Source organism: Pseudomonas sp. P4_C4 (assembly GCF_056402055.1).
Map to the genome: position 1 here is coordinate 80,658 of NZ_JBFUID010000003.1, position 26,116 is coordinate 106,773.

Annotated in this window: 23 protein-coding genes; 14 read left to right on the top strand and 9 right to left on the bottom strand. The window is 60.2% G+C overall.

The window, feature by feature from the left end; all coding sequences use genetic code 11:
- Positions 1 to 105 precede the first annotated feature (105 nt).
- The 3 genes from betC (at position 106) to AC1DXW_RS03480 (ending at position 4,316) form a co-directional block, all read left to right on the top strand.
- On the top strand, positions 106 to 1,620 hold the full coding sequence (gene betC / locus AC1DXW_RS03470; protein ID WP_477754529.1) for a choline-sulfatase: 1,515 nt from the start codon (positions 106 to 108) through the stop codon (positions 1,618 to 1,620).
- Positions 1,621 to 1,636: 16 nt separating this feature from the next.
- Entirely contained in the window at positions 1,637 to 2,557 is a 921-nt protein-coding gene (gene choX, locus AC1DXW_RS03475; RefSeq protein WP_477754530.1) for a choline ABC transporter substrate-binding protein, read from the top strand.
- Positions 2,558 to 2,747: 190 nt separating this feature from the next.
- Positions 2,748 to 4,316, top strand: a complete 1,569-nt coding sequence (locus AC1DXW_RS03480; protein WP_477754531.1) for a SulP family inorganic anion transporter — start codon at positions 2,748 to 2,750, stop codon at positions 4,314 to 4,316.
- A gap of 131 nt (positions 4,317 to 4,447) precedes the next feature.
- On the opposite strand, the gene aroE is transcribed toward AC1DXW_RS03480, so the two are convergent.
- Positions 4,448 to 5,269, bottom strand: a complete 822-nt coding sequence (aroE, locus tag AC1DXW_RS03485) for a shikimate dehydrogenase (RefSeq protein ID WP_477754532.1) — start codon at positions 5,267 to 5,269, stop codon at positions 4,448 to 4,450.
- A gap of 13 nt (positions 5,270 to 5,282) precedes the next feature.
- Positions 5,283 to 6,197: an oxygen-dependent coproporphyrinogen oxidase gene (gene hemF / locus AC1DXW_RS03490; RefSeq protein WP_477754533.1), complete on the bottom strand. Its 915-nt coding sequence runs from the start codon at positions 6,195 to 6,197 to the stop codon at positions 5,283 to 5,285.
- 163 nt (positions 6,198 to 6,360) lie between these two features.
- Between hemF and AC1DXW_RS03495 the strand changes: the two genes are divergently transcribed.
- Positions 6,361 to 7,338 carry an NADPH:quinone reductase gene (locus tag AC1DXW_RS03495; protein ID WP_477754534.1) on the top strand — a complete coding sequence of 326 codons (978 nt, stop codon included), beginning with the start codon at positions 6,361 to 6,363 and terminating at the stop codon, positions 7,336 to 7,338.
- Positions 7,339 to 7,425: 87 nt separating this feature from the next.
- On the opposite strand, the gene tsaC is transcribed toward AC1DXW_RS03495, so the two are convergent.
- From tsaC to AC1DXW_RS03510, 3 genes are all read right to left on the bottom strand, one after another.
- On the bottom strand, positions 7,426 to 7,983 hold the full coding sequence (tsaC, locus tag AC1DXW_RS03500) for an L-threonylcarbamoyladenylate synthase type 1 TsaC (RefSeq protein ID WP_347909892.1): 558 nt from the start codon (positions 7,981 to 7,983) through the stop codon (positions 7,426 to 7,428).
- Positions 7,984 to 8,037: 54 nt separating this feature from the next.
- Entirely contained in the window at positions 8,038 to 9,144 is a 1,107-nt protein-coding gene (dprA, locus tag AC1DXW_RS03505; RefSeq protein ID WP_477754535.1) for a DNA-processing protein DprA, read from the bottom strand.
- An 81-nt stretch (positions 9,145 to 9,225) separates the two neighbouring features.
- Positions 9,226 to 10,050, bottom strand: coding sequence for a peptidoglycan-binding protein (locus AC1DXW_RS03510; RefSeq protein ID WP_477754536.1), 825 nt, complete (start codon positions 10,048 to 10,050; stop codon positions 9,226 to 9,228).
- A 173-nt stretch (positions 10,051 to 10,223) separates the two neighbouring features.
- On the opposite strand from AC1DXW_RS03510, the gene def reads away from it, so the two are divergent.
- From def to AC1DXW_RS03535, 5 genes are all read left to right on the top strand, one after another.
- Entirely contained in the window at positions 10,224 to 10,730 is a 507-nt protein-coding gene (gene def / locus AC1DXW_RS03515) for a peptide deformylase (protein ID WP_477754537.1), read from the top strand.
- Between the two features lie 57 nt (positions 10,731 to 10,787).
- Entirely contained in the window at positions 10,788 to 11,747 is a 960-nt protein-coding gene (gene fmt, locus AC1DXW_RS03520) for a methionyl-tRNA formyltransferase (protein ID WP_477754538.1), read from the top strand.
- The gene (gene rsmB / locus AC1DXW_RS03525) at positions 11,744 to 13,054 is read left to right on the top strand and encodes a 16S rRNA (cytosine(967)-C(5))-methyltransferase RsmB (protein WP_477754539.1); all 1,311 of its coding nucleotides are present in this window, start codon (positions 11,744 to 11,746) and stop codon (positions 13,052 to 13,054) included. The genes fmt and rsmB overlap by 4 nt, the downstream gene beginning before the upstream one ends.
- Positions 13,055 to 13,076: 22 nt before the next feature.
- Positions 13,077 to 14,453, top strand: coding sequence for a Trk system potassium transporter TrkA (gene trkA, locus AC1DXW_RS03530; protein ID WP_429386834.1), 1,377 nt, complete (start codon positions 13,077 to 13,079; stop codon positions 14,451 to 14,453).
- 178 nt (positions 14,454 to 14,631) lie between these two features.
- Complete coding sequence (locus AC1DXW_RS03535; RefSeq protein WP_223459118.1) at positions 14,632 to 14,955, top strand: tetratricopeptide repeat protein; 324 nt, start codon at positions 14,632 to 14,634, stop codon at positions 14,953 to 14,955.
- Between the two features lie 59 nt (positions 14,956 to 15,014).
- Here AC1DXW_RS03535 and AC1DXW_RS03540 read toward each other — a convergent pair whose 3' ends face one another.
- Together AC1DXW_RS03540 and tag are read right to left on the bottom strand one after the other, a co-directional pair.
- The gene (locus AC1DXW_RS03540; protein WP_477755065.1) at positions 15,015 to 15,902 is read right to left on the bottom strand and encodes a lysophospholipid acyltransferase; all 888 of its coding nucleotides are present in this window, start codon (positions 15,900 to 15,902) and stop codon (positions 15,015 to 15,017) included.
- Positions 15,903 to 15,942: 40 nt separating this feature from the next.
- A complete protein-coding gene (gene tag / locus AC1DXW_RS03545) occupies positions 15,943 to 16,500 on the bottom strand; it encodes a DNA-3-methyladenine glycosylase I (protein WP_477755066.1) in 558 nt (185 codons plus the stop codon).
- An 81-nt stretch (positions 16,501 to 16,581) separates the two neighbouring features.
- Between tag and glyQ the strand changes: the two genes are divergently transcribed.
- From glyQ to AC1DXW_RS03565, 4 genes are all read left to right on the top strand, one after another.
- Entirely contained in the window at positions 16,582 to 17,535 is a 954-nt protein-coding gene (gene glyQ, locus AC1DXW_RS03550; protein WP_003187265.1) for a glycine--tRNA ligase subunit alpha, read from the top strand.
- Positions 17,532 to 19,586 (top strand): glycine--tRNA ligase subunit beta, encoded by a 2,055-nt coding sequence (glyS, locus tag AC1DXW_RS03555; RefSeq protein WP_477755067.1) that lies wholly within the window; start codon positions 17,532 to 17,534, stop codon positions 19,584 to 19,586. Before glyQ ends, glyS begins: the two co-directional genes overlap by 4 nt.
- 4 nt (positions 19,587 to 19,590) lie before the next feature.
- Positions 19,591 to 20,136 (top strand): D-glycero-beta-D-manno-heptose 1,7-bisphosphate 7-phosphatase, encoded by a 546-nt coding sequence (gmhB, locus tag AC1DXW_RS03560; RefSeq protein ID WP_477755072.1) that lies wholly within the window; start codon positions 19,591 to 19,593, stop codon positions 20,134 to 20,136.
- Between the two features lie 91 nt (positions 20,137 to 20,227).
- On the top strand, positions 20,228 to 21,007 hold the full coding sequence (locus tag AC1DXW_RS03565) for a lysophospholipid acyltransferase family protein (protein ID WP_477759767.1): 780 nt from the start codon (positions 20,228 to 20,230) through the stop codon (positions 21,005 to 21,007).
- A 203-nt stretch (positions 21,008 to 21,210) separates the two neighbouring features.
- Here the strand turns inward: AC1DXW_RS03565 and AC1DXW_RS03570 are convergent, their stop codons facing one another.
- On the bottom strand, positions 21,211 to 22,746 hold the full coding sequence (locus AC1DXW_RS03570) for a sensor histidine kinase (RefSeq protein WP_477755069.1): 1,536 nt from the start codon (positions 22,744 to 22,746) through the stop codon (positions 21,211 to 21,213).
- Between the two features lie 170 nt (positions 22,747 to 22,916).
- On the opposite strand from AC1DXW_RS03570, the gene AC1DXW_RS03575 reads away from it, so the two are divergent.
- The gene (locus AC1DXW_RS03575) at positions 22,917 to 23,633 is read left to right on the top strand and encodes a response regulator transcription factor (protein ID WP_477755070.1); all 717 of its coding nucleotides are present in this window, start codon (positions 22,917 to 22,919) and stop codon (positions 23,631 to 23,633) included.
- A gap of 62 nt (positions 23,634 to 23,695) precedes the next feature.
- Here the strand turns inward: AC1DXW_RS03575 and gyrB are convergent, their stop codons facing one another.
- Positions 23,696 to 26,113 (bottom strand): DNA topoisomerase (ATP-hydrolyzing) subunit B, encoded by a 2,418-nt coding sequence (gyrB, locus tag AC1DXW_RS03580; protein WP_057397325.1) that lies wholly within the window; start codon positions 26,111 to 26,113, stop codon positions 23,696 to 23,698.
- Positions 26,114 to 26,116: the final 3 nt, after the last annotated feature.

Here is a 26,116-nt window from a genome sequence, read left to right on the forward strand (position 1 = left end):
TTATCCTAGTCATTGCCGTGCGTGGGCTTTACCGCAAGGTGCCGGGGTTTCATTCTCGAAGCCAGCACTCTCGCATAAACATCCACTATGGAATGCCGCGATCACATGAAGCGCAAGAACATTCTTTTCATCATGGCCGATCAAATGGCCGCGCCAATGTTGCCGTTCTACGGCCCATCGCCCATCAAACTGCCTCATCTCAGCCGCCTCGCCGCACAAGGCGTGGTGTTCGACTCCGCTTATTGCAACAGCCCCCTGTGCGCGCCGTCGCGTTTCACCCTGGTCAGCGGCCAGTTGCCGAGCAAGATCGGCGCCTACGACAACGCCGCCGATTTCCCCGCCGACGTACCGACCTACGCCCACTACCTGCGCCGCCTCGGCTACCGCACTGCCCTGTCGGGCAAGATGCATTTCTGCGGCCCGGACCAGTTGCACGGCTACGAAGAACGCCTGACCAGCGACATCTACCCGGCCGACTACGGCTGGGCGGTGAACTGGGATGAACCGGACGTGCGCCCGACCTGGTATCACAACATGTCGTCGGTGCTGCAAGCCGGCCCGTGCGTGCGCACCAATCAGTTGGATTTCGACGAAGAGGTGGTGTTCAAGGCCCAGCAGTACCTGTTCGACCATATCCGCGAGGATGGCAACCAGCCGTTCTGCCTGACTGTTTCGATGACTCACCCACACGATCCGTACACGATTCCCAAGGCTTTCTGGGATCTGTACGACGATGCCGATATCCCGCTGCCTACAACCCCGGACCCGCATGCCCTCGATCCGCACTCGCAACGTCTGCTCAAGGTCTACGACCTGTGGGACAAGCCGCTGCCTGTGGATAAGATCCGCGATGCCCGCCGTGCCTATTTCGGCGCGTGCAGCTATATCGACAGCAACGTCGGCAAACTCCTGCAAACCCTCGAAGATACCGGGCTGATCGATGACACCATCATCGTGTTTTCCGGCGATCACGGCGACATGCTCGGCGAGCGCGGCCTCTGGTACAAAATGCACTGGTATGAAATGGCCGCACGGGTGCCGCTGCTGATAAGCGCACCGGGGCAGTTCGGCGCTGGTCGGGTCAGCGCCAGTGTTTCCACGGCGGACCTGTTGCCGACCTTCGTCGAACTGGCCGGCGGCTCGCTGGAGCCGGGCTTGCCGCTGGACGGCCGCTCTCTGGTCCCGCACCTGCAAGGGCAGGGCGGCCACGACGAGGTGTTCGGCGAATACATGGCCGAAGGCACCATCAGCCCGCTGATGATGATCCGTCGCGGTGCCTACAAATTCATCTACAGCGAAGACGACCCTTGCCTACTCTTCGACGTACACAACGACCCTAGCGAACTGGAAGAACTCAGTCATTCGCTGCAACATCACCATCTTTTCGACGATTTTCTTGCCGAAGCGCGGGCCAAATGGAACATTCCGGCGATTCACCAGCAGGTGCTCGCCAGCCAGCGGCGTCGGCGCTTCGTGGCCGAGGCACTGACCCTCGGCAAGCTGAAGAGCTGGGATCACCAGCCACTGGTGGACGCCAGTCAGCAGTACATGCGCAACCACATCGACCTCGACGATCTGGAGCGTAAAGCACGTTATCCACAACCCTGCCAAAACCAATAATGTTAAGGGGAAGTCCATGCAAAGGTTATCCACAGTACTGACGGTCGGGCTCCTGACTCTGGGCAGTGCATCGGCGTTTGCCGATCAGAGTTGCGAGACCGTGAAAATGGCCGACCCGGGCTGGAGCGACATCGCCGCGACCAATGCCATCACCGGGTTTCTGCTCGACGGCATGGGCTACAAGGCCAAGGTCGACACCCTCGCGGTACCGATCACCTTTGGCGGGCTCAAGGATGGCCAGGTCGATGTGTTCCTGGGTAACTGGATGCCGGCGCAGCAGGGCTTCTATGACAAGTTCGTCGCCAACGGCGATGTCACGCAACTGACGAAGAACCTCGACGGCACCGAATTCACCCTCGCCGTTCCGGACTACGTGTGGGACGCGGGTGTGCATGACTTTGCCGACCTGAACAAATACGCCGACAAGTTCGACCGCAAGATCTACGGCATCGGCTCCGGCGCGCCGGCGAACATCTCGCTGCAAGAGATCATCAAGAAAAACGATTTCGATATGGGCCAGTGGAAACTGGTCGAGTCCAGCGAGCAGGCAATGCTGGCAGAAGTGTCCCGCGCGGTGAAAAAACAGAAATTCGTGACCTTCCTTGGCTGGACCCCACACCCGATGAACGTGCAGCTGAAAATGCACTATCTGAAGGGTGGCGAGAAATACTTCGGCGACACCGGCAGTGTGCATACCCTGACCCGTAAAGGTTATGCACAGGCCTGCCCGAACGTTGGCAAACTGCTGACCAACCTGAATTTCACCCAGGACATGGAAAACAGCATCATGGCCGAGGTGGTGAACAAGAAAGTCAGCAATGCCGACGCGGCCAAGGCGTGGATCAAGGCCAACCCGGCGGTGCTGGATAAATGGCTCGATGGCGTGAAGACCGTGGATGGCAAGGACGCGTTGCCGGCGGTCAAAGCCAAGTTGTAACGCCATCTGTGGCGAGGGAGCTTGCTCCCGCTCGGCTGCGCAGCAGACGCAATCCGGTTACCTCGATGAGACAGACACATCGTGATTACCCTTTTGGGACCGCTGCGCGGTCCAGCGGGAGCAAGCTCCCTCGCCACAATGATTGTCCGGTCCTGATACTCTTTCGTAAAAATCCCACCCGAGAGGCCCCATGGCCCTGCCAAGCCGCCATTCACTCTTCCCTTTCCTCACCTGGCTACCCCGGCAAACCCGCGCCAGTGTTGGTCGTGACCTGATCGTTGGCCTCAGCGGCGCGATTCTCGCGTTGCCGCAATCCATTGCCTACGCACTCATCGCGGGTCTCCCACCTGAATACGGCCTGTACGCGGCGATCATCCCGGTATTGATCGCCTGCCTGTGGGGCTCGTCGTGGCATCTGATCTGCGGTCCTACGGCGGCCATCTCGATTGTCTTGTACGCCAGCGTCAGTCCTCTGGCCGTTCCGGCGTCGCAGGACTACGTCATGTTGATCCTGTTGCTGACGTTTCTTGCCGGCCTCTTTCAGTGGCTGCTGGGTTTGCTGCGGTTTGGCGCCCTGGTGAATTTCGTCTCTCACTCGGTGGTGCTGGGTTTCACCCTGGGTGCTGCCGTGGTGATTGCCATCGGTCAATTGCCTAACCTGCTGGGGCTGGACTTGCCCAGCCAGGCCACCGCGCTGGACAGTTTCATCACGTTGCTGCGCCATCTAGGCGAAATGGACAAACCTTCGCTGGCGCTGGGGCTGGCGACGGTGGTGGTGGGCGTGATCCTCAAGCTGTGGTTGCCACGCTGGCCGACGCTCTTGATCACCCTGATTCTCGGCGGTTTGCTGGTTTGGCTCTGGCCATCAATGTTTGGCCATGTGCAACTGGTCAGCGCCTTCACTGGCAAACTGCCGCCCTTCAGTCCGTTGCCGCTGGACCTCGATCTGATCCTGCGCCTGCTACCCAGCGCGGTAGCGGTCGGAATGCTCGGGCTGGTCACCAGCCTGTCGATTGCCCGCTCGATTTCTGCACGTTCGCAGCAATTACTCGACGCGAATCAGGAAGTTCGTGCCCAAGGCCTGTCGAACTTCGTCGGTGCGTTTTTTTCCGGCTCGCTGTCGGCCGGCTCCTTCACTCGCTCAGCCCTGAGCTATGAAGCAGGGGCCTGTTCGCCACTGGCCGGGGTTTTTTCGGCATTGTGGGTGGCGCTGTTTGCGATCTTCGGCGCGAGCCTGATCGCGCACATCCCGATTCCGGCCATGGCCGGCAGCATTCTGTTGATCGCCTGGGGACTGGTGGACCATCGCGGCATTCGCGCGTTGTTGCGGGTCAGCCGCGCTGAGTTCGTGGTCATGGCGCTGACCTGCGTCGCCACGCTGCTGCTGGAACTGCAGACAGCGATCTACGCTGGCGTGCTGGCCTCGCTTTTTTTCTACCTCAAGCGCACATCGCAACCACGGGTGCAGCATGTGCGAGATGGCGAGGAGGACATTCTGCGGGTGGGCGGTTCGATCTTTTTTGGCGCCAGCCATTACCTGCAAGTGCGCCTGCAACGCATGCACGGCGCGCGCGTGGTGATCGAGGCGCAGCAGATCAACTTCATCGACTATTCAGGGGTGGAAATGCTGCATCAGGAAGCGCGGCGCCTGCTGCGCCAGGACCGCAGCCTGACCTTGCGCCGGGCTCGGCCGCAGGTGGTGGAAGAGCTGAGGAAGCTGGAAGGGGCGGAAAAATGCCCGATCCGGTTTGAGGATTGAAACACCGCTCTCTGTAGGAGCGAGCTTGCTCGCGAAAAACCTGAGAGCGCAGCTGGGCATCTGGTTTTGCGCATTATCGTTCACGACCTTCGTCGGAACGCCGCCCGGAGCAAGCTCGCTCCTACAGTAGGTTATAGGGCCAACTGTCGGCGAAGTTCAGCCAACACCGGTACCGTATCCGGGCGTATGCCGCGCCACAGGAAGAACGCCTCCGCCGCTTGCTCGGCCAGCATGCCCAAGCCATCCATCGCCACCGCCGCCCCGTGTTCGCTGGCCCAGCGGCAGAACGAGGTCGGTTCCTTGCCGTACATCATGTCGTAGCACACTGTTTTGCCCGGTTCGATCAGGCTGGGCGCAATCGGCGGCACATCGCCCGTCAGGCTCGCGGAGGTCGCATTGATGATCAGATCCACCGACTCCTGCAACCAGTCGTAGCCGCTGGCCGAGACCGGCCCCAGATCGCAGAACAGTTCCGCCAGCAACTCGGCCTTGTCCACCGTGCGGTTAGCGATGATCACCGATGCCGGTTGCTCGGCCAGCAACGGCTCCAAAGCACCGCGCACCGCGCCGCCAGCGCCGAGCAACAGGATGCGTTTGCCCTTGAGGCTGAATCCGGCGTTGACCGTCAGATCGCGCACCAGCCCGGCACCGTCGGTATTGTCGCCCAGCAGACTGCCATCGGCCAGTTTGCTCAGGGTGTTCACCGCTCCGGCCCGTTGCGCCCGCGCCGTCAGGCTGTTCGCCAATCGATAGGCTTCTTCCTTGAACGGCACCGTCACATTGGCACCGCGACCCTCGAGGAAAAACGTCCGGGCACAGGTGGAAAAGTCGTCGAGTGGCGCCAGCAGCGTGTTGTAGTCCAGCTTTTGCGCGGTCTGCTGGGCGAACAGACGATGGATCAACGGCGACTTGCTGTGGCCAATCGGGTTACCGAATACGACATAACGGTCCATCAGGATTCCTCATTCAGGCTTCGGCCAACCAATCGCGGTCTTGCAGGAAATACTCGGTCAGGCGCGCTTCTTCGCTGCCAGGCTCGGCCTTCCAGTCGTAACCCCAGCGCACTTGTGGTGGCAGCGACATCAAGATCGACTCGGTCCGTCCACCCGATTGCAGGCCGAACAACGTGCCACGGTCGTAGACCAGATTGAATTCAACATAGCGGCCACGGCGGAATTCCTGGAACTCGCGCTGCTTGGCTGTGAACGCATCGTTCTTGCGGCGCTGCACGATCGGCAGATAGGCGTCGATGTACGCGTCGCCGATGGCGCGCATGAAGGCGAAGCTGGTGTCAAAGTCCCACTCGTTCAGGTCGTCGAAAAACAACCCGCCGATGCCGCGCGGCTCGTGGCGATGCTTGATGTGGAAGTAGCTGTCGCACCAGGCCTTGTAACGCGGGTAAACGTCCGGGCCAAACGGCGCACAGGCCTGCTCGGCGACGCGGTGCCAGTGGATGCAGTCTTCTTCGTTGCCGTAATACGGGGTCAGGTCGAAGCCGCCGCCAAACCACCAGACCGGTTCTTCACCTTCTTTTTCAGCGATGAAAAAGCGCACGTTGGCGTGGGAAGTCGGCACGTGCGGGTTGTGCGGGTGAATCACCAGCGACACGCCCAGGGCTTCAAAGCCACGGCCCGCCAGTTCCGGTCGATGAGCGCTGGCAGACGGTGGAAGACCGCTGCCGAAGACATGGGAAAAGTTGACGCCGCCCTTTTCAATCACCGCGCCGTTTTCGATCACGCGGGTGCGACCGCCACCGCCGGCAGGCCGGGTCCAGGCGTCTTCGACGAATTGCGTGCCGCCGTCTTCGGCTTCCAGGGCAGCGCAAATGCGCTCTTGCAGGTCGAGCAGGTAGGCTTTTACGGCCTCGGTGCGGGTCGTCATGTCATCACCTTGAATCGGGCAAAACTACGCGGTGCTCCATTGGAGCTCAGCCTGCGCAAATGGGCCCGTAGCATAACATCGCAAGTTACCCCTTCGCAGTTGACGAAGATCAAGCTTAGGAGTCCGATAGGGCGCTTGGTAAAACGACCTATGGAGAGTTCTGATGGCAAAGCGTATCCAGTTCCGCGCCCATGGCGGCCCCGAAGTGCTCGAATATGTGGATTACCAACCCGCCGAGCCAGGTCCGAAGGAAGTGCGCGTGACCAACAAGGCCATCGGCCTGAACTTCATCGACACCTATTACCGCAGCGGTTTGTATCCACCACCGTCCCTGCCGTCGGGTGTTGGCTCAGAAGGTGCGGGCGTGGTCGAGGCAGTGGGCAGCGACGTGACCCGCTTCAAGATTGGCGATCGCGTGGCCTATGGCAGCGGCCCTCTGGGCGCCTACAGCGATGTTCACGTCTTGCCCGAGGCCAATCTGGTGAAACTGCCGGACGCCATCAGCTTCGAACAGGCCGCCGGCGTGATGCTCAAGGGCCTGACCGTGCAGTACCTGCTGCGCCAGACTTATGAACTCAAGGGTGGCGAAACCATCTTGTTCCATGCGGCGGCCGGTGGGGTCGGTTCCCTGGCCTGCCAATGGGCCAGAGCCTTGGGCGTGAAGCTGATCGGCACGGTCAGCTCGGCAGAGAAAGCTGCACTGGCCAAGGCCAACGGAGCCTGGGCGACCATCGACTATAGTCATGAAAACGTCGCGCAACGCGTGCTGGAATTGACTGACGGCAAAAAAGTCCCGGTGGTGTACGACGGCGTTGGCAAAGACACCTGGCTGACTTCACTCGACAGCGCCGCGCCACGCGGGCTTGTGGTGAGTTTCGGCAATGCGTCCGGCGCGGTCGACGGCGTGAACCTGGGGATCCTGGCAGGGAAAGGCTCGCTGTACGTGACCCGGCCAACCCTCGGCACTTATGCGAACAACGCCGAGAACCTGCAACGCATGGCCGACGAGTTGTTCGAGATGATCATCAGCGGCAAGCTGACCGTGGACATCAGCCAGCGTTATCCACTGGCTGAAGCGGCGAAGGCGCAGACCGAGTTGTCGGCGCGGCGTACGACGGGCTCGGTTGTTTTGTTGCCCTGAGGACGCCTTCGCTGGCAAGCCAGCTCCTACAAGTTTCGCGATAAACCTGTAGGAGCTGGCTTGCCAGCGAAGAACGATGACGTGATATCAGTCCGGGCGCACAACCCTGCCGGTCGCCAGATCGCGAATCACGCTCGGGTTCTTGCGCCCGCCCAGATTGCCACCCAGCACCAGATCCACCTGGCCACGGAAATACTGTTCGACGCGAATCCGCGTACGTGCCGCCGGGCGCCCCTGCGGGTTGGCCGACGTCGACACCAACGGCCCGACCAGCGCGCACAAGTCCCGTACCAGCGGATGATCGCTGACGCGTAGCGCTACCGTCTCATGCACCCCGGTAATCCACTCCGGCAGCAGGTTCTGGTGCGGCACCAGCCAGGTGTTCGGACCTGGCCACGTGCTGGCCATGCGGTCCATCCACAACTCGGGAAAGTCTTCGAAGAGGAAATCGAATTGACGGATATTGTCGGCGACCAGAATCAGCCCCTTATCCACAGACCGGCCCTTGATCAGCAGCAGACGCTCCACCGCTTCCTCGTCCCACGGGTCGCACCCCAGGCCCCAGACTGCTTCGGTTGGGTAGGCAATCACCGCCCCGGCGCGAATTGCTTGCGCGGCTTGTTGCACACGCCAACTGTTGACCATGAAAAACACTCCAGAATAAGGCTCTGCGCAGTTTACCGATCTTGTTTATAAAACCTAGCTCACCCGCGCAAACCAGCGTCCGCTTTCGCACACGGCGCAGCCATCCATTTCCAGTTCCGTCAACGCAGCCAGCACTTTTGGCAAGGCCCAGCCGCTTGCGTCGGCCAGCGCTTCGCTGGTGAGAGGCGCGGCATGCAGCAGCTTCAGCAGTGGGTGAGTCGTCATAGGAGTGCAGGTTTGCGTGGATAACGACAGTCGTTGCCAACCGCGCAAGGCTTCAAGGATATGTTCGATGGTTTCCACCAGCACCGCACCGTCCCGAATCAACTGATGACAGCCGCGGGCGCCGGGGTGATGGATCGACCCGGGCATCGCAAACACCTCGCGCCCCTGTTCCGCCGCCAGCCTCGCGGTGATCAGTGAACCGCTGGCGACACTGGCTTCGACCACCAGCACCCCGAGAGACAAACCACTGATGATCCGGTTGCGCCGGGGGAAGTTGCCGGCGCTGGGGCCTGCATCCAGCGGAAACTCCGAAAGCACTGCGCTGCCCGAAGCGATCATGGCGTCCGCCAGGCGTCTATTTCGCTGTGGATAAAACTTCTCGAGCCCCGTGCCGAGCACACCGACCGTTTGCCCACCGACGTCGAGCGCGGCCTGGTGCGCGGCGGCGTCAATGCCCAGGGCCAGGCCGCTAGTAATGACAAAACCGGCACCGGCCAGGCTGCGGGAAAACGCCGCAGCGGTGTCCATCCCCGGCCGGGACGCGCGCCGGCTGCCGACCATTGCCAGTTGTGGTTTTTCCAGAATGCCCGGATTGCCCGCGACAAATAACAGCGGTGGTGCATCGCTGATTTGTGCCAGCAGTGCCGGGTAGTCCGGTTGGTCCCACATCAGTAAATGCTGGGCCGGGTGCTCTAACCAGGCCAATGCGTGGCTGGCGCCGTCACGAATCTCGGTGCTTCGTCTGGCCTCGGAACACGCCAGTGGCAAACCCAGCGAACGCCAGGCACTGGCCGGTGCGCTAATGGCTTTGGATGCCGAACCAAAGGCTTCGAGCAATTTCTTGAAACGCGCAGGACCGAGTTCCGGCAAACGATGCAGACGTAATCGAGCTTCCAGCTCCGCGGGGGAAACCGGTGTAACAGTAGACAGCGACATGGATCATCCTTGATCGTAATAAGCACCCGTACAAACGGGAATAAGCTGTGGATAACTCTGTTGGTAACTTGTGAAGCACGCTTACGGATTTCGCACCTTGTCCATCACCGACAGCGAGCGCGAAGCGCTAAGCACCAACCCATAACTGAGTTTGTCGTAGGTACGGAAAACCATCAGCAGACCAGCGCGCTCATCGGGAATTTTCAACGGCTGGCCGGTGATCCGGTCGCGCACGGTTTCGCCGGTCTTCATCACCGCAAGCAGATTGCCTTCGGCCAGGCCGTCGCGCTGCCCCTTATTCAGCGTAACCACGTCCAACTCGCCGATCTGCGTGACCCCACGCGGCACATCGATGATCAAACCGTTGATTTCGTGACTCGGTGCGTTGGGCGTGAAGGTCGAGTTGATCGCGTGCTCTTCACCGCTGAACAAGCGATCGCCGATGCGCACTTCCTGGGTCGTGCGTTGCAACGCCAGGGTGGCAACGTCGCCTTCGATGGCCACGACCTCACCGCCGCCGATGTCGTCGGCGTTGATCCCTAGAATTTCCTTGCTCTGCGGATCGGTGTAGACCTTGCCTTGGCGGAAGATGCCGTACACCGGTTGCGCCGGATCGAAATGGCCACGGGCAAAGATACGGTCACCCGCGCCGCTGAGTACGCGTTCGGCATCGCCAGCGACGATGTAGGGCGCCTTGTCGAAATCCTCGGCCTTGTCGACGATGCGGTTGCTCAGCAGAAAGCTGTTGATCGATTTCAGCGCAATGCCGGGGATAGCCTCGGTCACCGGGCTGCTGCGCACCTGAGGCGACAGCTTTATGGTGGGAATATCTTCCCGAAGTTGCACTTGCCCGTACGCCAGACCGGCCGAGGCCAGGAGCAGCAGGGCGAGTAGTGATTTCCTCATGCGGTGAATCCCTTTATTATGTACGTTCGCGTGAAACGCCAGAGCCGTCAATGGCTCGCTCCCGGCTTGCTTGTCAACAGAAGGGAGCTACGTTTTACAACGGTAGCCTGCATTTCTTCGGACCCGCCAGGCCATCGACCCGACCTTACTTCACACGTGCAATCATCAAGCTTATGGCCATTTTGAACATCCTCGAATTCCCTGATCCGCGCCTGCGCACTATCGCCAAGCCAGTGGCCGTAGTGGACGCCGAAGTGCGTCAGTTGGTCGACGACATGTTTGAAACAATGTATGAAGCGCCTGGCATCGGCCTCGCCGCTACCCAGGTCAACGTGCACAAACGTATCGTCGTGATGGACCTCTCCGAAGACCGCACCGAACCGCGAGTGTTCATCAACCCCGAGCTCGAACCGTTGACCGACGAGATGGGCCAGTATCAGGAAGGCTGCCTGTCGGTGCCGGGTTTCTACGAAAACGTCGATCGCCCGCAACGGGTCAAGGTCAAGGCGCTGGACCGCGACGGCCAGCCTTACGAACTGATCGCCGAAGATTTGCTCGCCGTGTGCATCCAGCACGAATGCGACCACCTCAACGGCAAATTGTTCGTTGATTACCTGTCCACGCTCAAACGCGACCGCATCAAGAAGAAACTGGAAAAGCTCCATCGCCAGAACGCCTGATGCCCATCTTCAAAGGCTTGCTGCGGCAAGCCTTTTTCTTTTCAAGAGACGTCACCCATGACTGAGCCACTGCGCATTGTCTTTGCCGGCACCCCGGAATTCGCCGCCGAACACCTCAAGGCCCTGCTCGACAGCCCTTACGAGATCGTCGCGGTCTACACCCAACCGGATCGTCCGGCCGGTCGCGGGCAAAAACTGATGCCGAGCCCGGTCAAGCAGCTTGCTCTAGAGAACAATATCCCGGTGCTGCAACCGCCGACCCTGCGCAACGAAGATGCTCAGGCTGAACTGGCTGCACTGAAGCCGGACTTGATGGTGGTGGTCGCCTACGGCCTGATCCTGCCGCAAGTGGTGCTGGATATTCCGCGCCTGGGTTGCATCAACAGTCACGCCTCGCTGCTGCCGCGCTGGCGTGGTGCGGCGCCGATCCAGCGCGCCGTGGAAGCGGGGGACGCCGAAAGCGGCGTGACCGTGATGCGTATGGAGGCCGGCCTCGATACCGGGCCAATGCTGCTGAAAGTCGCCACGCCGATCAGCGCCGAAGACACCGGCGGCAGCCTGCACGATCGTCTGGCCGAAATGGGCCCGCCGGCCGTGGTCCAGGCGATTGCCGGCCTCGCCGCCGCAACCCTGGAGGGCGAAGTGCAGGACGACAGCCTCGCTACCTATGCGCACAAATTGAACAAGGACGAAGCACGCATCGACTGGAGTCGCCCGGCGATTGAGCTGGAGCGTCTGGTGCGTGCCTTCAATCCGTGGCCGATCACCCACAGCACCTTGAACGGCGAAGCCCTGAAAGTGCTGGCCGCGAACCTCGCCGAAGGCAAAGGTGCCCCGGGTGAAATCCTCGGCGCCAGCAAGGACGGTCTGATCGTCGCGTGCGGTGAGCAGGCCTTGTGCCTGACCCGTCTGCAATTGCCCGGCGGCAAGGCGCTGAACTTCAGCGACCTGTTCAACAGCCGCCGTGAGAAATTCGCCACCGGCACGATCCTCGGTCAAGCGGCGGACACTCAATGAACCCGCGTCTGGCCGCCGCCAAGGCACTCGCTGCCGTCCTGAGCGGAAAAGCTTCGCTCAACAGCTCACTGCCGACCCAGATGGACAAGGTCGAAGACCGTGATCGCGGTTTCACCCAGGACCTGGCGTTCGGCACCGCGCGCTGGCAGCCACGCTTGTCGGCACTGGCGGCCAAACTGCTGCAGAAGCCGTTCAAAGCCGCCGACGCCGATGTCGAGGCCCTGTTGCTGGTCGGCCTCTATCAGTTGCTCTACACCCGCGTCCCGGCCCATGCCGCGATTGGCGAGACGGTCGGTTGCGCCGACAAGTTGAAAAAACCATGGGCCAAGGCCTTGCTCAACGCGGTTCTGCGTAACGCTCAGCGCGAAAGCGAAACGATTTTCGCCGAGCTGGAGCGTGATCCGGTGGTGCGCACCGCGCACCCACGCTGGCTGCAAAAATCCCTGAAGGCGTTCTGGCCAGAGCAATGGGAAGCCATCTGCGCCGCCAACAACGCGCATCCGCCGATGATCCTGCGGGTCAACCGTCGCCACCACAGCCGTGACGCCTACCTCGGCTTGTTGACCGACGCCGGTATCGTCGCGACTGCGTGTGTCTATAGCCGCGACGGTATCGTGCTCGAAGCCGCCGCTGACGTACGCAGCCTGCCGGGTTTCGCCGAAGGCTGGATCAGTGTGCAGGACGAAGCCGCGCAACTGGCCGCTGATCTACTGGATCTGGCGCCGGGCCAACGGGTGCTGGACGCCTGCTGCGCACCCGGCGGCAAGACCTGCCATATTCTCGAAGCCGAGCCAAAACTGGCCGGCGTCGTGGCGGTAGACCTGGAGGCCAAGCGCCTGGTGCGGGTGCGGGAAAACCTCGAACGCCTGAAACTGAGCGCCGAACTGATTGCCGCCGACGGCCGCGACACCCAGGCGTGGTGGGACGGCAAGCCGTTCCAGCGCATCCTGCTGGACGCGCCATGTTCGGCCACCGGTGTGATTCGTCGTCACCCGGACATCAAGCTGACCCGCCAACCCGACGACATCGCCGCGCTGGCGCTGCTGCAAGGCGAATTGCTCGACGCCATGTGGAACACGTTGGAGGTGGGCGGCATTCTGCTGTACGCCACTTGTTCCACGCTGCCGACCGAAAACACTGAAGTCATCGCAGCCTTCCTCGCCCGCACGCCGGGCGCCCGTGAACTGGACCTCGCCACGGCGGCCGGCATCAAACAGCCCCATGGTCGCCAGTTGCTGGCCCAGGAAGGCGGCCACGACGGGTTCTACTACGCCAAGCTGATCAAGATCGCCGCCGCTCGCGGTTAAATGGATTCAATGGAGTGAATGGATGAAAATCATCATCCTCGGAGCAGGGCAGGTGGGCGGTTCGCTGGCGGAACACCTGGCCAGCGAAGCCAACGACATCACCGTGGTCGACACCGATGGCGAACGCCTGCGCGACCTCGGCGACCGCCTGGACATCCGCACGGTGCAGGGTCGCGGTTCATTCCCGACCGTGCTGCGTCAGGCCGGGGCCGATGACGCCGACATGCTGGTCGCGGTGACCAACAGTGACGAAACCAACATGGTCGCCTGCCAGGTCGCCCACACCCTGTTCCACACTCCGACCAAAATCGCCCGGGTTCGCGAAGCCGCGTACCTGACCCGCGAAGAGCAGTTGTTCCAGAACGAAGCGATTCCGGTGGACGTGCTGATCAGCCCGGAACAAGTGGTTACCAACTACATCAAGCGCCTGATCCAGCATCCCGGCGCCTTGCAGGTGATCGACTTCGCCGAAGGCAAGGCGCAACTGGTGGCCGTGCGGGCTTATTACGGCGGGCCGCTGGTGGGTCAGCAACTGCGGCAGCTGCGCGAACACATGCCGAACGTGGAAACCCGCGTCGCGGCGATTTTCCGTCGCGACCGACCGATCCTGCCCCAAGGCGACACGGTGATCGAGGCCGACGACGAAGTATTTTTCATCGCCGCCAAAGCGAACATTCGCGCGGTCATGAGCGAAATGCGCCGTCTCGACGAAACCTACAAACGCATCGTCATCGCCGGTGGCGGGCAGATCGGCGAGCGTCTGGCCGAGGCCATCGAAAGCCGTTATCAGGTAAAGATCATCGAGATGAATCCGGCACGTTGCCGTCATCTCTCGGACCACCTCGACAGCACCGTGGTGTTGCAGGGCAGCGCTTCGGACCGCGACCTGTTGATGGAAGAGAACATTGCCGACGCCGATCTGTTCCTGGCCCTGACCAACGACGACGAAGCCAATATCATGTCTTCGCTGCTGGCCAAACGCCTCGGTGCGAAGAAGGTGATGACCATCATCAACAACCCGGCTTATGTCGATCTGATCCAGGGCGGCGACATCGACATCGCCATCAGCCCGCAACTGGCGACCATTGGCACCTTGCTGGCCCACGTGCGCCGGGGCGACATCGTCAGCGTGCACTCACTGCGCCGGGGTGCGGCAGAAGCCATCGAGGCGATCGCCCATGGCGATGCGAAATCGAGCAAGGTGATCGGCAAGGCCATCGAGAACATCGGCCTGCCACCGGGCACCACTATCGGTGCGATTATCCGCGACGAAGAAGTGATCATTGCCCATGACGACACCGTGATCGAAACGGGCGACCATGTGATTTTGTTCCTTGTGGATAAAAAGCATATTCGCGATGTGGAGAAGCTGTTCCATGTGGGGTTGAGCTTCTTCTGATCCAGATTTTTCTGGTGATCAGACTGGCCTCATCGCGAGCAAGCTCGCTCCCACAGGGTTCTCGGTCGTACACACCATTTGTGTTTCTGAAGATCAACTGTGGGAGCGAGCTTGCTCGCGATAGCGGACTTCCAGATCCCGGATAACTTCCTGACACGCCCCAAAAAGGAATCCACCAATGATCGAATCCCTGGAAAAAATGCTCGCCAAAGGTGTGGATAACGCTTTGCTACGCTTCGGCCTGGGCAAGGGCTATCTGGATCTGGGGGAGAACGCCAAGGCAGTGGAGCATTTTCAACGCTGCGTCGAATTCGATCCGAAGTATTCGGCGGCGTGGAAACTACTGGGCAAGGCCCATCTGGCGCTGGCGGACTTTGCGGCCGCGCGGCAAGCCTGGGAGCAAGGCCTGGAAGCTGCTCGCGGCCATGGTGACAAACAGGCCGAGAAGGAAATGACGGTGTTCCTGAAGAAGCTCGAGCGTCAGGCGCACGCAGGCCAATAAAGATCAAAAGATCGTCCGAAGGCTCGGGCCGCGTTCGGACGATCTTTTGATTTTTTGCATCAATACCAGCGAGCTTCACCCGGCGGACGCTTCTTGAAGCGCTTCATGCTCCACATGTACTGGCTCGGATACGCCCGCACATAGCGCTCGACCACCTGGCTCATGGCCGCGCAAGACTCCGCGGTATCGGTGCTGTACATGGCTTCTGGCGCGGCTTCGAGGATCACTTTGTAGCCCGAACCGTCGGGCAGACGCAGGGCGTGCAGGAACACGCCGACCGCTTTGCCACCCGCGAGCATGTTCGGCACGAATTTACTGGTCAAGGCCTGAGTGGCAAAGAACGGCACGAAGATCCCGGCGGATTCGGCCGGTTCCGGGTCAGCCGGAATGCCCACTGCCCCCCCTTTGCGCACTTCCTTGATGACGCTGAGGATGCCTTCCTTGGTGGAAGCAGCGACCTTGTTACCCAGTTGCACCCGCTGCTTTTGCAGCAATTCATCCACCGCCTTCAATTTGGGCGGACGGTAAAAAATGATCGGTTTGCACTGGCTGCAGTAGAAGTGGTTGAGCACTTCCCAGTTGCCCAGGTGGCTGGTGATGCCGACCACGCCTTTGCCGGAGGCGAGGGCGTCCTTCAATATGTCGAGGCCCTCGACCTCGCGCACCAGGTCGATGGAGCGCTGGGCCGGCCAGATCCAGGCACAGGCGCTTTCGGTCAGGGACTTGCCGATATCCTTCAGGCTCTGGCCCACCAGGCGTTCACGCTCGGCGGGGTCCATGTCCGGAAAGCACTTGGACAGATTGATCCGTACCACGTCGCGGGAACGGTTCGGGGTTTTCCACATGACCCAGCCAATTGCCGAGCCCACGGCCTGCACGGCCCGCCACGGAAGCAGGGCAAACAGCCGCAGAGCGCCTACCAGCAAGGCGCCTTTCAACTTATCCACAGGTCACTCCTGATCTTGTGCTGTGCGCGAGGCGGCCATTCTAACCGGCGTTCGCCAGCTGCGCGTAGCGGTCGCAATCGCGGGTGTGATCCATGACCATGCCCGAGGCCTGCATCAGCGCGTAGCAAATGGTCGGCCCGACGAAGGTGAAACCGGCTTTTTTCAAGCCTTTGCTCATTTCCACGGCGGGCGGCGTCACGGCCGGCACTTCGCTGCGATCCTTGAAATGATTGATCACAGGCGTGCCACCGACGAACGACCAGAGAAATTCCACCGGGTCCTCCAGCGCCAGCCAGGCCTGGGCATTGCGCCGGGCCGCGTTGAGCTTGAGGCGGTTGCGGATGATGCCCGGATCGAGCATCAACTCGTCGATTTCGGCATCGCTCATCTGCGCCACGCGCTGGACATCAAAACCGAACATCACCTGACGATAATGCTCGCGTTTGCGCAGCACGGTGATCCAGGAAAGGCCGGCCTGGAACCCTTCGAGCAAAAGCAACTCGAACAATCCCTGCGCATCGCGTAGCGGCGTGCCCCACTCCTGATCGTGATAAGCCATGTACAGCGGATCTTCGGAACACCAAAAGCAGCGTGGCATAAGGCTCCAGGGGGCGTGCGCAGCCATGAATCGGGTATACTCCCGCTCTTTAAATCGCAGCCCAAGAAACAGGTGAATTTCGTGAGCCAGCCTACGCCAGCCGTGCGTACCTTCCAAGACTTGATCCTCGCCCTCCAGCAATACTGGGCCGAGCAAGGTTGTGTGGTACTTCAGCCCTACGATATGGAAGTAGGCGCCGGCACTTTCCACACTGCTACATTCCTGCGCGCCATCGGCCCGGAAACCTGGAACGCCGCCTACGTGCAGCCAAGCCGCCGTCCGACTGACGGCCGCTACGGCGAAAACCCGAACCGTCTGCAGCACTACTACCAGTTCCAGGTGGTCCTGAAGCCGAACCCGGACAACTTCCAGGAACTGTACCTGGGCTCCCTCAAGCACGTCGGCCTGGACCCGCTGGTCCACGACATCCGCTTCGTCGAAGACAACTGGGAATCGCCGACCCTTGGCGCCTGGGGTCTGGGCTGGGAAGTCTGGCTCAACGGCATGGAAGTGACCCAGTTCACCTACTTCCAGCAAGCGGGCGGCATCGAGTGCTATCCGGTGACCGGCGAGATCACCTACGGTCTCGAGCGCCTGGCCATGTACCTGCAAGGCGTGGACTCGGTCTACGACCTGGTCTGGGCTGATGGCCCGTTCGGCAAAGTGACCTACGGCGACGTGTTCCACCAGAACGAAGTGGAGCAGTCCACTTACAACTTCGAACACGCCAACGTCGACAAGCTGTTCGAACTGTTCGATTTCTACGAAAGCGAAGCCAAGCGCCTGATCGAACTCGACCAGCCGCTGCCGTTGCCGAGCTACGAAATGGTGTTGAAGGCTTCCCACACCTTCAACCTGCTGGATGCGCGCCGGGCGATCTCGGTGACCGCGCGTCAGCAATACATCCTGCGTGTACGCACCCTGGCGCGTTCCGTTGCGCAAGCCTACCTGCTGGCTCGTGCCAAGCTGGGCTTCCCGATGGCGACCCCGGACCTGCGTGATGAAGTACTGGCCAAGCTGGAGGCTGCACAATGAGTGCTCTGGATTTTCTGGTTGAACTGGGCACTGAAGAACTGCCACCCAAAGCCCTGAACACCCTGGCCGAGGCGTTCCTCGCCGGTATCGACAAGGGCCTGCAAGCCGCCGGCCTGAACTACGAAAGCAAAACCGTTTATGCCGCCCCGCGCCGCCTGGCCGTGCTGATCACCGCACTGGCCACCCAGCAGCCGGACCGCAGCATCAACCTCGACGGCCCGCCACGTCAGGCCGCGTTCGATGCCGAAGGCAACCCGACCCAAGCGGCACTGGGCTTTGCCAAGAAGTGCGGCGTCGATCTGAGCGAAATCGATCAGAGCGGCCCGAAGCTGCGCTACAGCCAGAGCATCGCCGGCAAGGCGACCGCGAGCCTGCTGCCGACCATCGTCGAAGATTCCCTGAACGACCTGCCGATCCCGAAACGCATGCGTTGGGGCGCGCGCAAGGAAGAATTCGTTCGTCCGACCCAATGGCTGGTGATGCTGCTCGGTGACCAGGTCATCGATTGCACCATCCTCGCCCAGAAGGCCGGCCGCGATTCCCGTGGTCACCGCTTCCACCACCCGGAAAGCGTGCGCATCGGCTCGCCGTCCAGCTACCTGGCCGACCTGCGTGCCGCCTATGTGCTGGCCGACGCCAACGAGCGTCGCGAGATCATCAGCAAGCGCACCGAAGAGCTGGCCACCCGTCAGGAAGGCACGGCAATCGTTCCGCCAGCCCTGCTCGATGAAGTGACCGCGCTAGTCGAATGGCCAGTGCCGCTGGTGTGCTCGTTCGAGGAACGCTTCCTCGATGTGCCGCAAGAAGCGCTGATCACCACCATGCAGGACAACCAGAAATATTTCTGCCTGCTGGACGCCGACGGCAAGTTGCTGCCACGTTTCATTACCGTGGCCAACATCGAGAGCAAAGATCCACAGCAGATCATCGCCGGTAACGAGAAAGTGGTTCGCCCACGCCTGACCGACGCTGAGTTCTTCTTCAAGCAAGACAAGAAGCAGAAGCTCGAAGACTTCAACCTGCGCCTGCAAAACGTGGTGTTCCAGGAAAAACTCGGCAGCGTCTACGACAAGGCCGAACGCGTTTCCAGACTGGCCGCGTTCATCGCTCCACACATTGGCGGTAACGCTCAATGGGCGGCGCGTGCCGGTCTGCTGTCCAAATGTGATCTGGCGACCGAGATGGTCGGTGAGTTCCCGGAGATGCAAGGTGTCGCCGGTTACTACTACGCCCTCAACGATGGCGAGCCGGAAGATGTCGCGCTGGCGCTGAACGAGCAATACATGCCGCGCGGTGCCGGTGCTGAACTGCCGACCACCCTGACCGGTGCGGCCGTGGCGATCGCCGACAAGCTCGACACCCTGGTCGGGATCTTCGGTGTCGGCATGCTGCCCACCGGTAGCAAAGACCCGTATGCCCTGCGCCGTGCCGCGCTCGGTGTGCTGCGGATCCTGATCGACAAGAAGCTCGACCTCGACCTGACCGACGCCGTGGCCTTCGCCGTCAACTCGTTCGGCAGCAAGGTCAAGGCTGCCGGCCTGGCTGATTCGGTGCTGGAGTTCATCTTCGACCGTCTGCGTGCCCGTTACGAAGACGAAGGCGTCGACGTCGCCACCTACCTGTCGGTACGTGCCCTGAAACCGGGTTCGGCCCTGGATTTCGATCAGCGCGTACAAGCGGTGGAAGCGTTCCGCAAATTGCCGGAAGCCGCTGCACTGGCCGCGGTGAACAAGCGCGTATCGAACCTGCTGAGCAAACTCGAAGGCAGCATGCCGACCACCGTCGAAGCCAAGTACTTCGACAACGCCGCCGAGTTCTCCCTGTACTCGGCGATCCAGCAAGCGGATCAAGCGGTGCAGCCAATGGCTGCGACCCGTCAGTACAGCGAATCGCTGGCGCGTCTGGCCGCCTTGCGCGAGCCGGTCGATGCGTTCTTCGAAGCCGTGATGGTCAATGCGGAGGACGCAAAAGTCCGCGCCAACCGTTATGCATTGCTGGCGCGTCTGCGTGGTTTGTTCCTCGGCGTTGCCGACATTTCGCTGCTGGGTTGAGGGACTGCTGTTGAAACTGCTGATTCTCGATCGGGACGGGGTGATCAATTACGACTCCGACGCTTACATCAAGTCGGTGGAGGAGTGGATTCCGCTCCCCGGATCAATCGAGGCCATCGCGCAGTTGAGCAAGGCCGGCTGGACGGTAGCGGTCGCTACCAACCAGTCGGGCATCGCTCGCGGCTATTACGACCTCGCCACTCTGGACGCCATGCACGAGCGCTTGCGCGCGCTGGTGGCGGAGCAGGGCGGTGAAGTCGGCCTGATCGTCTACTGCCCGCACGGGCCGGACGAAGGCTGCGATTGCCGCAAGCCGAAACCCGGGATGTTGAAAACCATCGCCGCTCATTACAACGTGTCGCTGACCAATCTCTGGTTCGTCGGCGACAGCCTTGGTGACCTGGAAGCCGCCAAAGCCGTCGATTCACAGCCAGTTTTGGTAAAGACCGGGAAAGGCGAAAAGACTTTGGGCAAGACCCTTCCGGTAGGCACATTGATTTTTGACGATCTGGCGGCGATTGCCGCAGAACTTATCCACAAATGCCCTTGAGTAAGTGTGCGCTTCGATTGGTCCTGACCAGGGATGAAAGGGAAGTGCGCTTTATATAGGACGGGCAATTCCCGCAACGGTAAACGTCACCATGTCGATATTGCAGGCCATCAGAACCTTCCTCTTTTACCTGCTGCTGGGCACCAGCTCCTTGCTGTGGTGCAGCCTGAGCTTTTTTATCGCGCCGTTTCTGCCATTCAAGGCACGTTACCGCTTTATCAACGTGTACTGGTGCCGCTGCGCCTTATGGCTGAGCAAAGTGTTTCTGGGTATCCGCTACGAAGTGAAGGGTGCCGAGAACGTACCTGAACGGCCTTGCGTCATTCAGTCGAACCACCAGAGCACGTGGGAGACGTTCTTTCTCTCTGCCTACTTTTCACCGCTGAGCCAGGTGCTCAAACGTGAATTGCTCTATGTGCCGTTCTTCGGTTGGGCCATGGCCATGCTGCGACCGATCGCCATCGATCGCGACAACCCGAAAGCCGCACTCAAGCATGTTGCGAAGAAGGGCGATGAACTGCTCAAGGACAATGTCTGGGTGCTGATCTTCCCTGAAGGCACGCGCGTTCCTTTCGGCACCGTCGGAAAGTTCTCGCGCGGTGGCAGCGCATTAGCGGTCAATGCCGAATTGCCGGTGCTGCCGATTGCGCACAACGCAGGCAAGTTCTGGCCGAAAACCGGTTGGGCGAAGAAGCAGGGCATCATCACTGTGATCATTGGCGAGCCGATGTATGCCGAAGGCAACGGGCCACGAGCCATTGCCGAATTGAACGACCGGGTCCAGGCGTGGAACGAGCAGATGCAACGGGAAATGGGCTCGCTGCCACCGGCTCCGCAAGCGCCGGTTTCAAACGATCAGGTGGCTGTCTGAGATTCTGTGGATAACCTGTGTACCGTTTCATTGAAAACCGTCGTTATTTGTACGTAACTTTATGATTTTTTTACATATTTCTCAGAGAGATAAAAACCATAAAAACGTGCATAAGTTTTTTTCGGACGTAAAAAAACCGGCTGATATAGCCGGTTTTTTTATGCCCGGAGCAATCGCTGACTGTCGACCTGGATCGCTCGCTTTCATTCTGTAAACAGCGGAAATTGCAGCCTGAATGTCGTGCCCTGACCCACCTCGCTCTGACACTCGACTCGCCCGCCGTGCCGATCCACAACGGCTTTGACCATCGATAATCCCAATCCCACACCATCGATACCCTGGGCGGAAGAAAAGCGTCGGTATTGGCTGAACAGTTCGGGTAACTCCTCAGCGGCGATGCCTTTGCCCTGATCGATGAGCTCACAGATCAGCCAGCCGTCGCGTTGACTGACGCGCAAATGGATACGAGTACCTGAAACACTGTACTTGATGGCATTTTCCAGCAGATTGAACAACGCCCGAGTCAGCAGCGCCTGATCCGCCAGAACCAGACTTTCCTGGGCCTCCTCTTCCACTTGATGAACCAGTTCGATCTGTTTCAGCTGCGCGATGGGCAGCGCTTGATCGAACACATCCAGCACCAGCATCGCAAACAGGCTCGGCTGAAACTGATAAGCCTCGGACTCGGCCCTCGCCAGTTGTACGAAACCGTCAGTCAGTTCCAGGGCCCGGCGCACCTGCCTTTCGATTTGATCGAAGAGTTGCAGATCACCGCCCACCTGATGACGATGCACATCGAGCAGCGCGAGGATGGCCGAGTGGGGTGCCCGCAGGTCGTGGGACAGAAAACGCAACAGGACTGCGCGTTGCTCTTCTGCATCACGTTCGACACTCAGATCAGTCAGGTTCCACAACCAGCCGACAGGGGTTTCCCCGTCTACTGGTAACAGCTCGGCACGCTCCAGACGCAGGCTACGCTCCTTGAGGTCGCGAAACTCAAGCAGCGGCAGTGTCGATAAAGGCGAACCCGGCCTGCGGCTCATATCCGGGTAACCGAGCCGTTCAAGTCGCTCTAGCACATCATCACCGACCAGATTCCCACCAAACAGGTCACGGGCCTTGCGGTTGCCGAGCAGAATCTGCCCTTGGGGATCGCTGATCAACGTGGCCACCGGCAAGTACTCCAGACCATCGGCGATGAATCGGTGGGTATCGCGGGTCAGGCTCATGGCTTGTTCCAGCGCCATGATCTGCTTCTGCAAACGGTCGCCACCGGGATACTGGGCACGACGGCGCTCCGGAAACACTTTCGGCTCGCTGTCCAGCCGCGCCAATTCCCAACCGAAATAGGTCAGCACCACACTGAGGCGCCGCCAGTTCCAGATCAGATAACCAAACAGCATACCCAGCACCGCAGGCGTCGGTGACCACCACCAGCGCTTGAGCTCCGCGAGGCCAGCGCTGGTCAGCAACGCACAAGCCATCCCCGTGAGCGTCAGCCAGAGCGCCAGGCGTGGGCGCCACAGCAACAGCCCAAGCACGCACGTCACCAGACCAAGGGAAAGCCATGCACTCAAGCCTGGGGATGCATCGCCCAAGTTGATTTGCGCGCGATAGGACAGCAACGTTGTCAGCGGCAACAGCACGAGACTTATCCACAACCACTCGCGGACCAATTGCCGAAACAATCGCTGTACCTGGCTTGGCTCTCGGCTTTCACGGCGGCGTTGGTCAAACATGGCCAACAGGGCAGGGCGGGGTGAATGGTTTCATGATTCCTACGCCAGAGGTGTCGACTCAAAGAATCATAGCGGACGCCGCGACCAACGGCGGGCCGCTTGCTTTCACTGTATCGATTGAGCCGCTATCGTCGATAAAGAGCTGCCCAAGCGACAAGGAATCACCGTGTATGCGCATTGCGATTCTGGACGATGAGCCCGCCGAACTGCGCCGGGTCGAACAAAGCCTGCAACAGATGGCCGAAACCGGAGAGCAGCCGTGGGCGCTGCACAGCTTCGAACGGGCCGAAGACCTGTTGCGCCAACTGCGTCGGGAGACCTTCGACCTGCTGATCCTCGACTGGCAACTTCCAGACCGCACGGGTTTGTCATTGCTGCTATGGACCCGCGAACATATGGAAGCGCCGCCGGCGGCAATCATGCTCACCAGTCGCGACGGCGAAAGCGATATCGTTCAGGCCCTGAATGCTGGCGCCGACGACTACGTCAGCAAACCGTTCCGCCCCAATGAACTGAAAGCCCGTGTTGGCGCGGTTCTGCGCCGACATGGCCAGCAGCGCGCGACTGCCGAAGGGTTGAGCTTCAATGATCTGGTGTTCGACGACGCCGAACTGACCGTCACTCGCGACGGCAAACCGATCGTCATGACCGAACGCGAATACCGCCTGGCGCATTGCCTGTTCAGCAACCTCGGTCGACCGCTGTCGCGGGATTACCTGTACGAACGACTCTGGCCCCATGAAGAAATGTCGTCGTCGCGACCGCTGGACACTCACATCTATCGCCTGCGCAACAAACTTGGGCTGACGGCGGATCGCGGTTGGCAGTTGCTGACGATTTATGGGTATGGGTATCGGTTGGAGAGTGTGGCGTCGGCGAGCGAGTGAAACGCAGGTAATAAAAAAGGCCAATGCAAATGCATTGGCCTTTTCGTTGGCGTCGACCGGGATCAGAAGTCCAGGTTGGACACCGCCAGGGCGTTGCTTTCGATGAAGTCACGACGAGGTTCGACCGCATCACCCATCAGGGTGTTGAAGATCTGGTCCGCGCCAATGGCGTCTTCGATGGTCACTTTGAGCATCCGGCGCTGGCTTGGGTCCATAGTGGTTTCCCATAGCTGATCCGGGTTCATTTCGCCCAGACCTTTGTATCGCTGGATGGTGTGACGCTTGGTGCTTTCAGCCATCAGCCATTCAAGGGCTTCCTTGAACTCGGTCACCGGCTTCTTGCGCTCGCCACGCTGGATATACGCGCCGTCGTCCAGCAGGGTGCTCAGTTGAGCGCCGAGGGAAACAACAGTCTTGTAATCGTTGCTGCCGAAGAAGTCGCGGTTGAAGGTGACGTAGTTCGACAGGCCGTGGGAGATCAGTTCGACCTCTGGCAGCCAGACGTTACGTTCACGGTCTTCACGCAGGCTGGCTTTGTAAACCAGGCCGGACTTCTCGACGGTGCGCAGGCGAACTTCGTACTGAGCCAGCCAATCTTGCATCGCTGCGTGATCGGACAGTTGCTCCATGCTCACCGCTGGCAAGTAGATGAAGTGCTCGGTCAGCTCCTGTGGGTACAGGCGCGACAGACGCTTGAGGGTCTTCATCACCAGACGGAAGTCATTCACCAGACGCTCAAGTGCTTCACCGGAAATGCCAGGAGCTTCTTCGTTCAGGTGCAGGCTCGCATCTTCCAGGGCCGACTGCGTCATGTACTCTTCCATGGCGTCGTCGTCTTTGATGTATTGCTCTTGCTTGCCTTTCTTCACTTTGTACAGCGGCGGCTGAGCGATGTAGATGTAGCCGCGTTCGATCAGCTCCGGCAACTGACGGAAGAAGAAGGTCAGCAGCAGGGTACGGATGTGCGAACCGTCGACGTCAGCATCGGTCATGATGATGATGTTGTGGTAACGCAGCTTGTCGATGTTGTACTCGTCGCGGCCGATGCCGCAGCCCAGCGCGGTGATCAAGGTGCCCACTTCTTGCGAAGAGATCATCTTGTCAAAACGCGCCTTCTCGACGTTCAGGATCTTGCCCTTCAGCGGCAGGATGGCTTGGGTCCGACGGTTACGTCCCTGCTTGGCGGAGCCGCCAGCAGAGTCACCTTCCACGAGGTAAAGTTCAGAAAGGGCAGGGTCTTTTTCCTGGCAGTCGGCCAGTTTGCCCGGCAGGCCGGCGATATCCAGCGCACCTTTGCGACGGGTCATTTCACGGGCTTTACGCGCCGCTTCACGAGCACGCGCCGCATCGATCATCTTGCCGACGACCAGCTTGGCTTCGTTCGGGTTTTCCAGCAGGAAGTCGGAGAAGTACTTGCCCATTTCCTGTTCGACCGCGGTCTTCACTTCGGAAGAAACCAGCTTGTCTTTGGTCTGGGAGCTGAACTTCGGATCCGGTACTTTCACCGAAATGATCGCAGTCAGGCCTTCACGGGCATCGTCACCGGTGGTGGCAACTTTGTGCTTCTTCGCCAGGCCTTCTGCTTCGATGTAGGTGTTGAGGTTACGCGTCAGCGCGGAACGGAAACCCACCAGGTGAGTACCGCCGTCGCGCTGTGGAATGTTGTTGGTGAAGCACAACAGGTTCTCGTTGAAGCTGTCGTTCCACTGCAGGGCGATTTCCACGCCGATGCCGTCTTCGCGCTGAATGTTGAAGTGAAACACCTGGTTGACCGCAGTCTTGTTGGTGTTCAGGTATTCAACGAACGCACGCAGGCCGCCTTCGTACTTGAACAACTCTTCCTTGCCGCTGCGTTCATCCTTGAGGACGATGCCGACACCGGAGTTGAGGAAGGACAGTTCACGAATCCGCTTGGCCAGGATGTCCCAGCTGAAGTGGATGTTCTTGAACGTCTCGGCCGATGGCTTGAAGTGAATCTGGGTGCCCGTGGTTTCACTCTCACCAACGATTTTCATCGGTTCTTGTGGAACACCGTGGACGTAAGTCTGTTCCCAGATTTTACCGCTGCGGCGAACGGTCAGGACCAGTTCTTTGGACAGTGCGTTCACCACCGACACACCTACACCGTGCAGACCACCGGATACTTTGTAGGAGTTGTCGTCGAACTTACCGCCGGCGTGCAGCACGGTCATGATGACCTCGGCTGCCGAAACGCCTTCTTCTTTGTGCACGTCTACCGGGATGCCGCGACCGTTGTCACGAACGGTGATGGACTCATCCGGGTGAATGATGATGCTGATGTCGTCGCAGTGGCCGGCGAGAGCTTCGTCGATCGAGTTATCGACCACTTCGAACACCATGTGGTGCAGACCGCTGCCATCGTCGGTGTCACCAATGTACATACCGGGACGTTTGCGTACGGCATCCAGGCCTTTCAGCACTTTAATGCTCGTTGAGTCGTACGTATTTTCTTCGCTCAATGC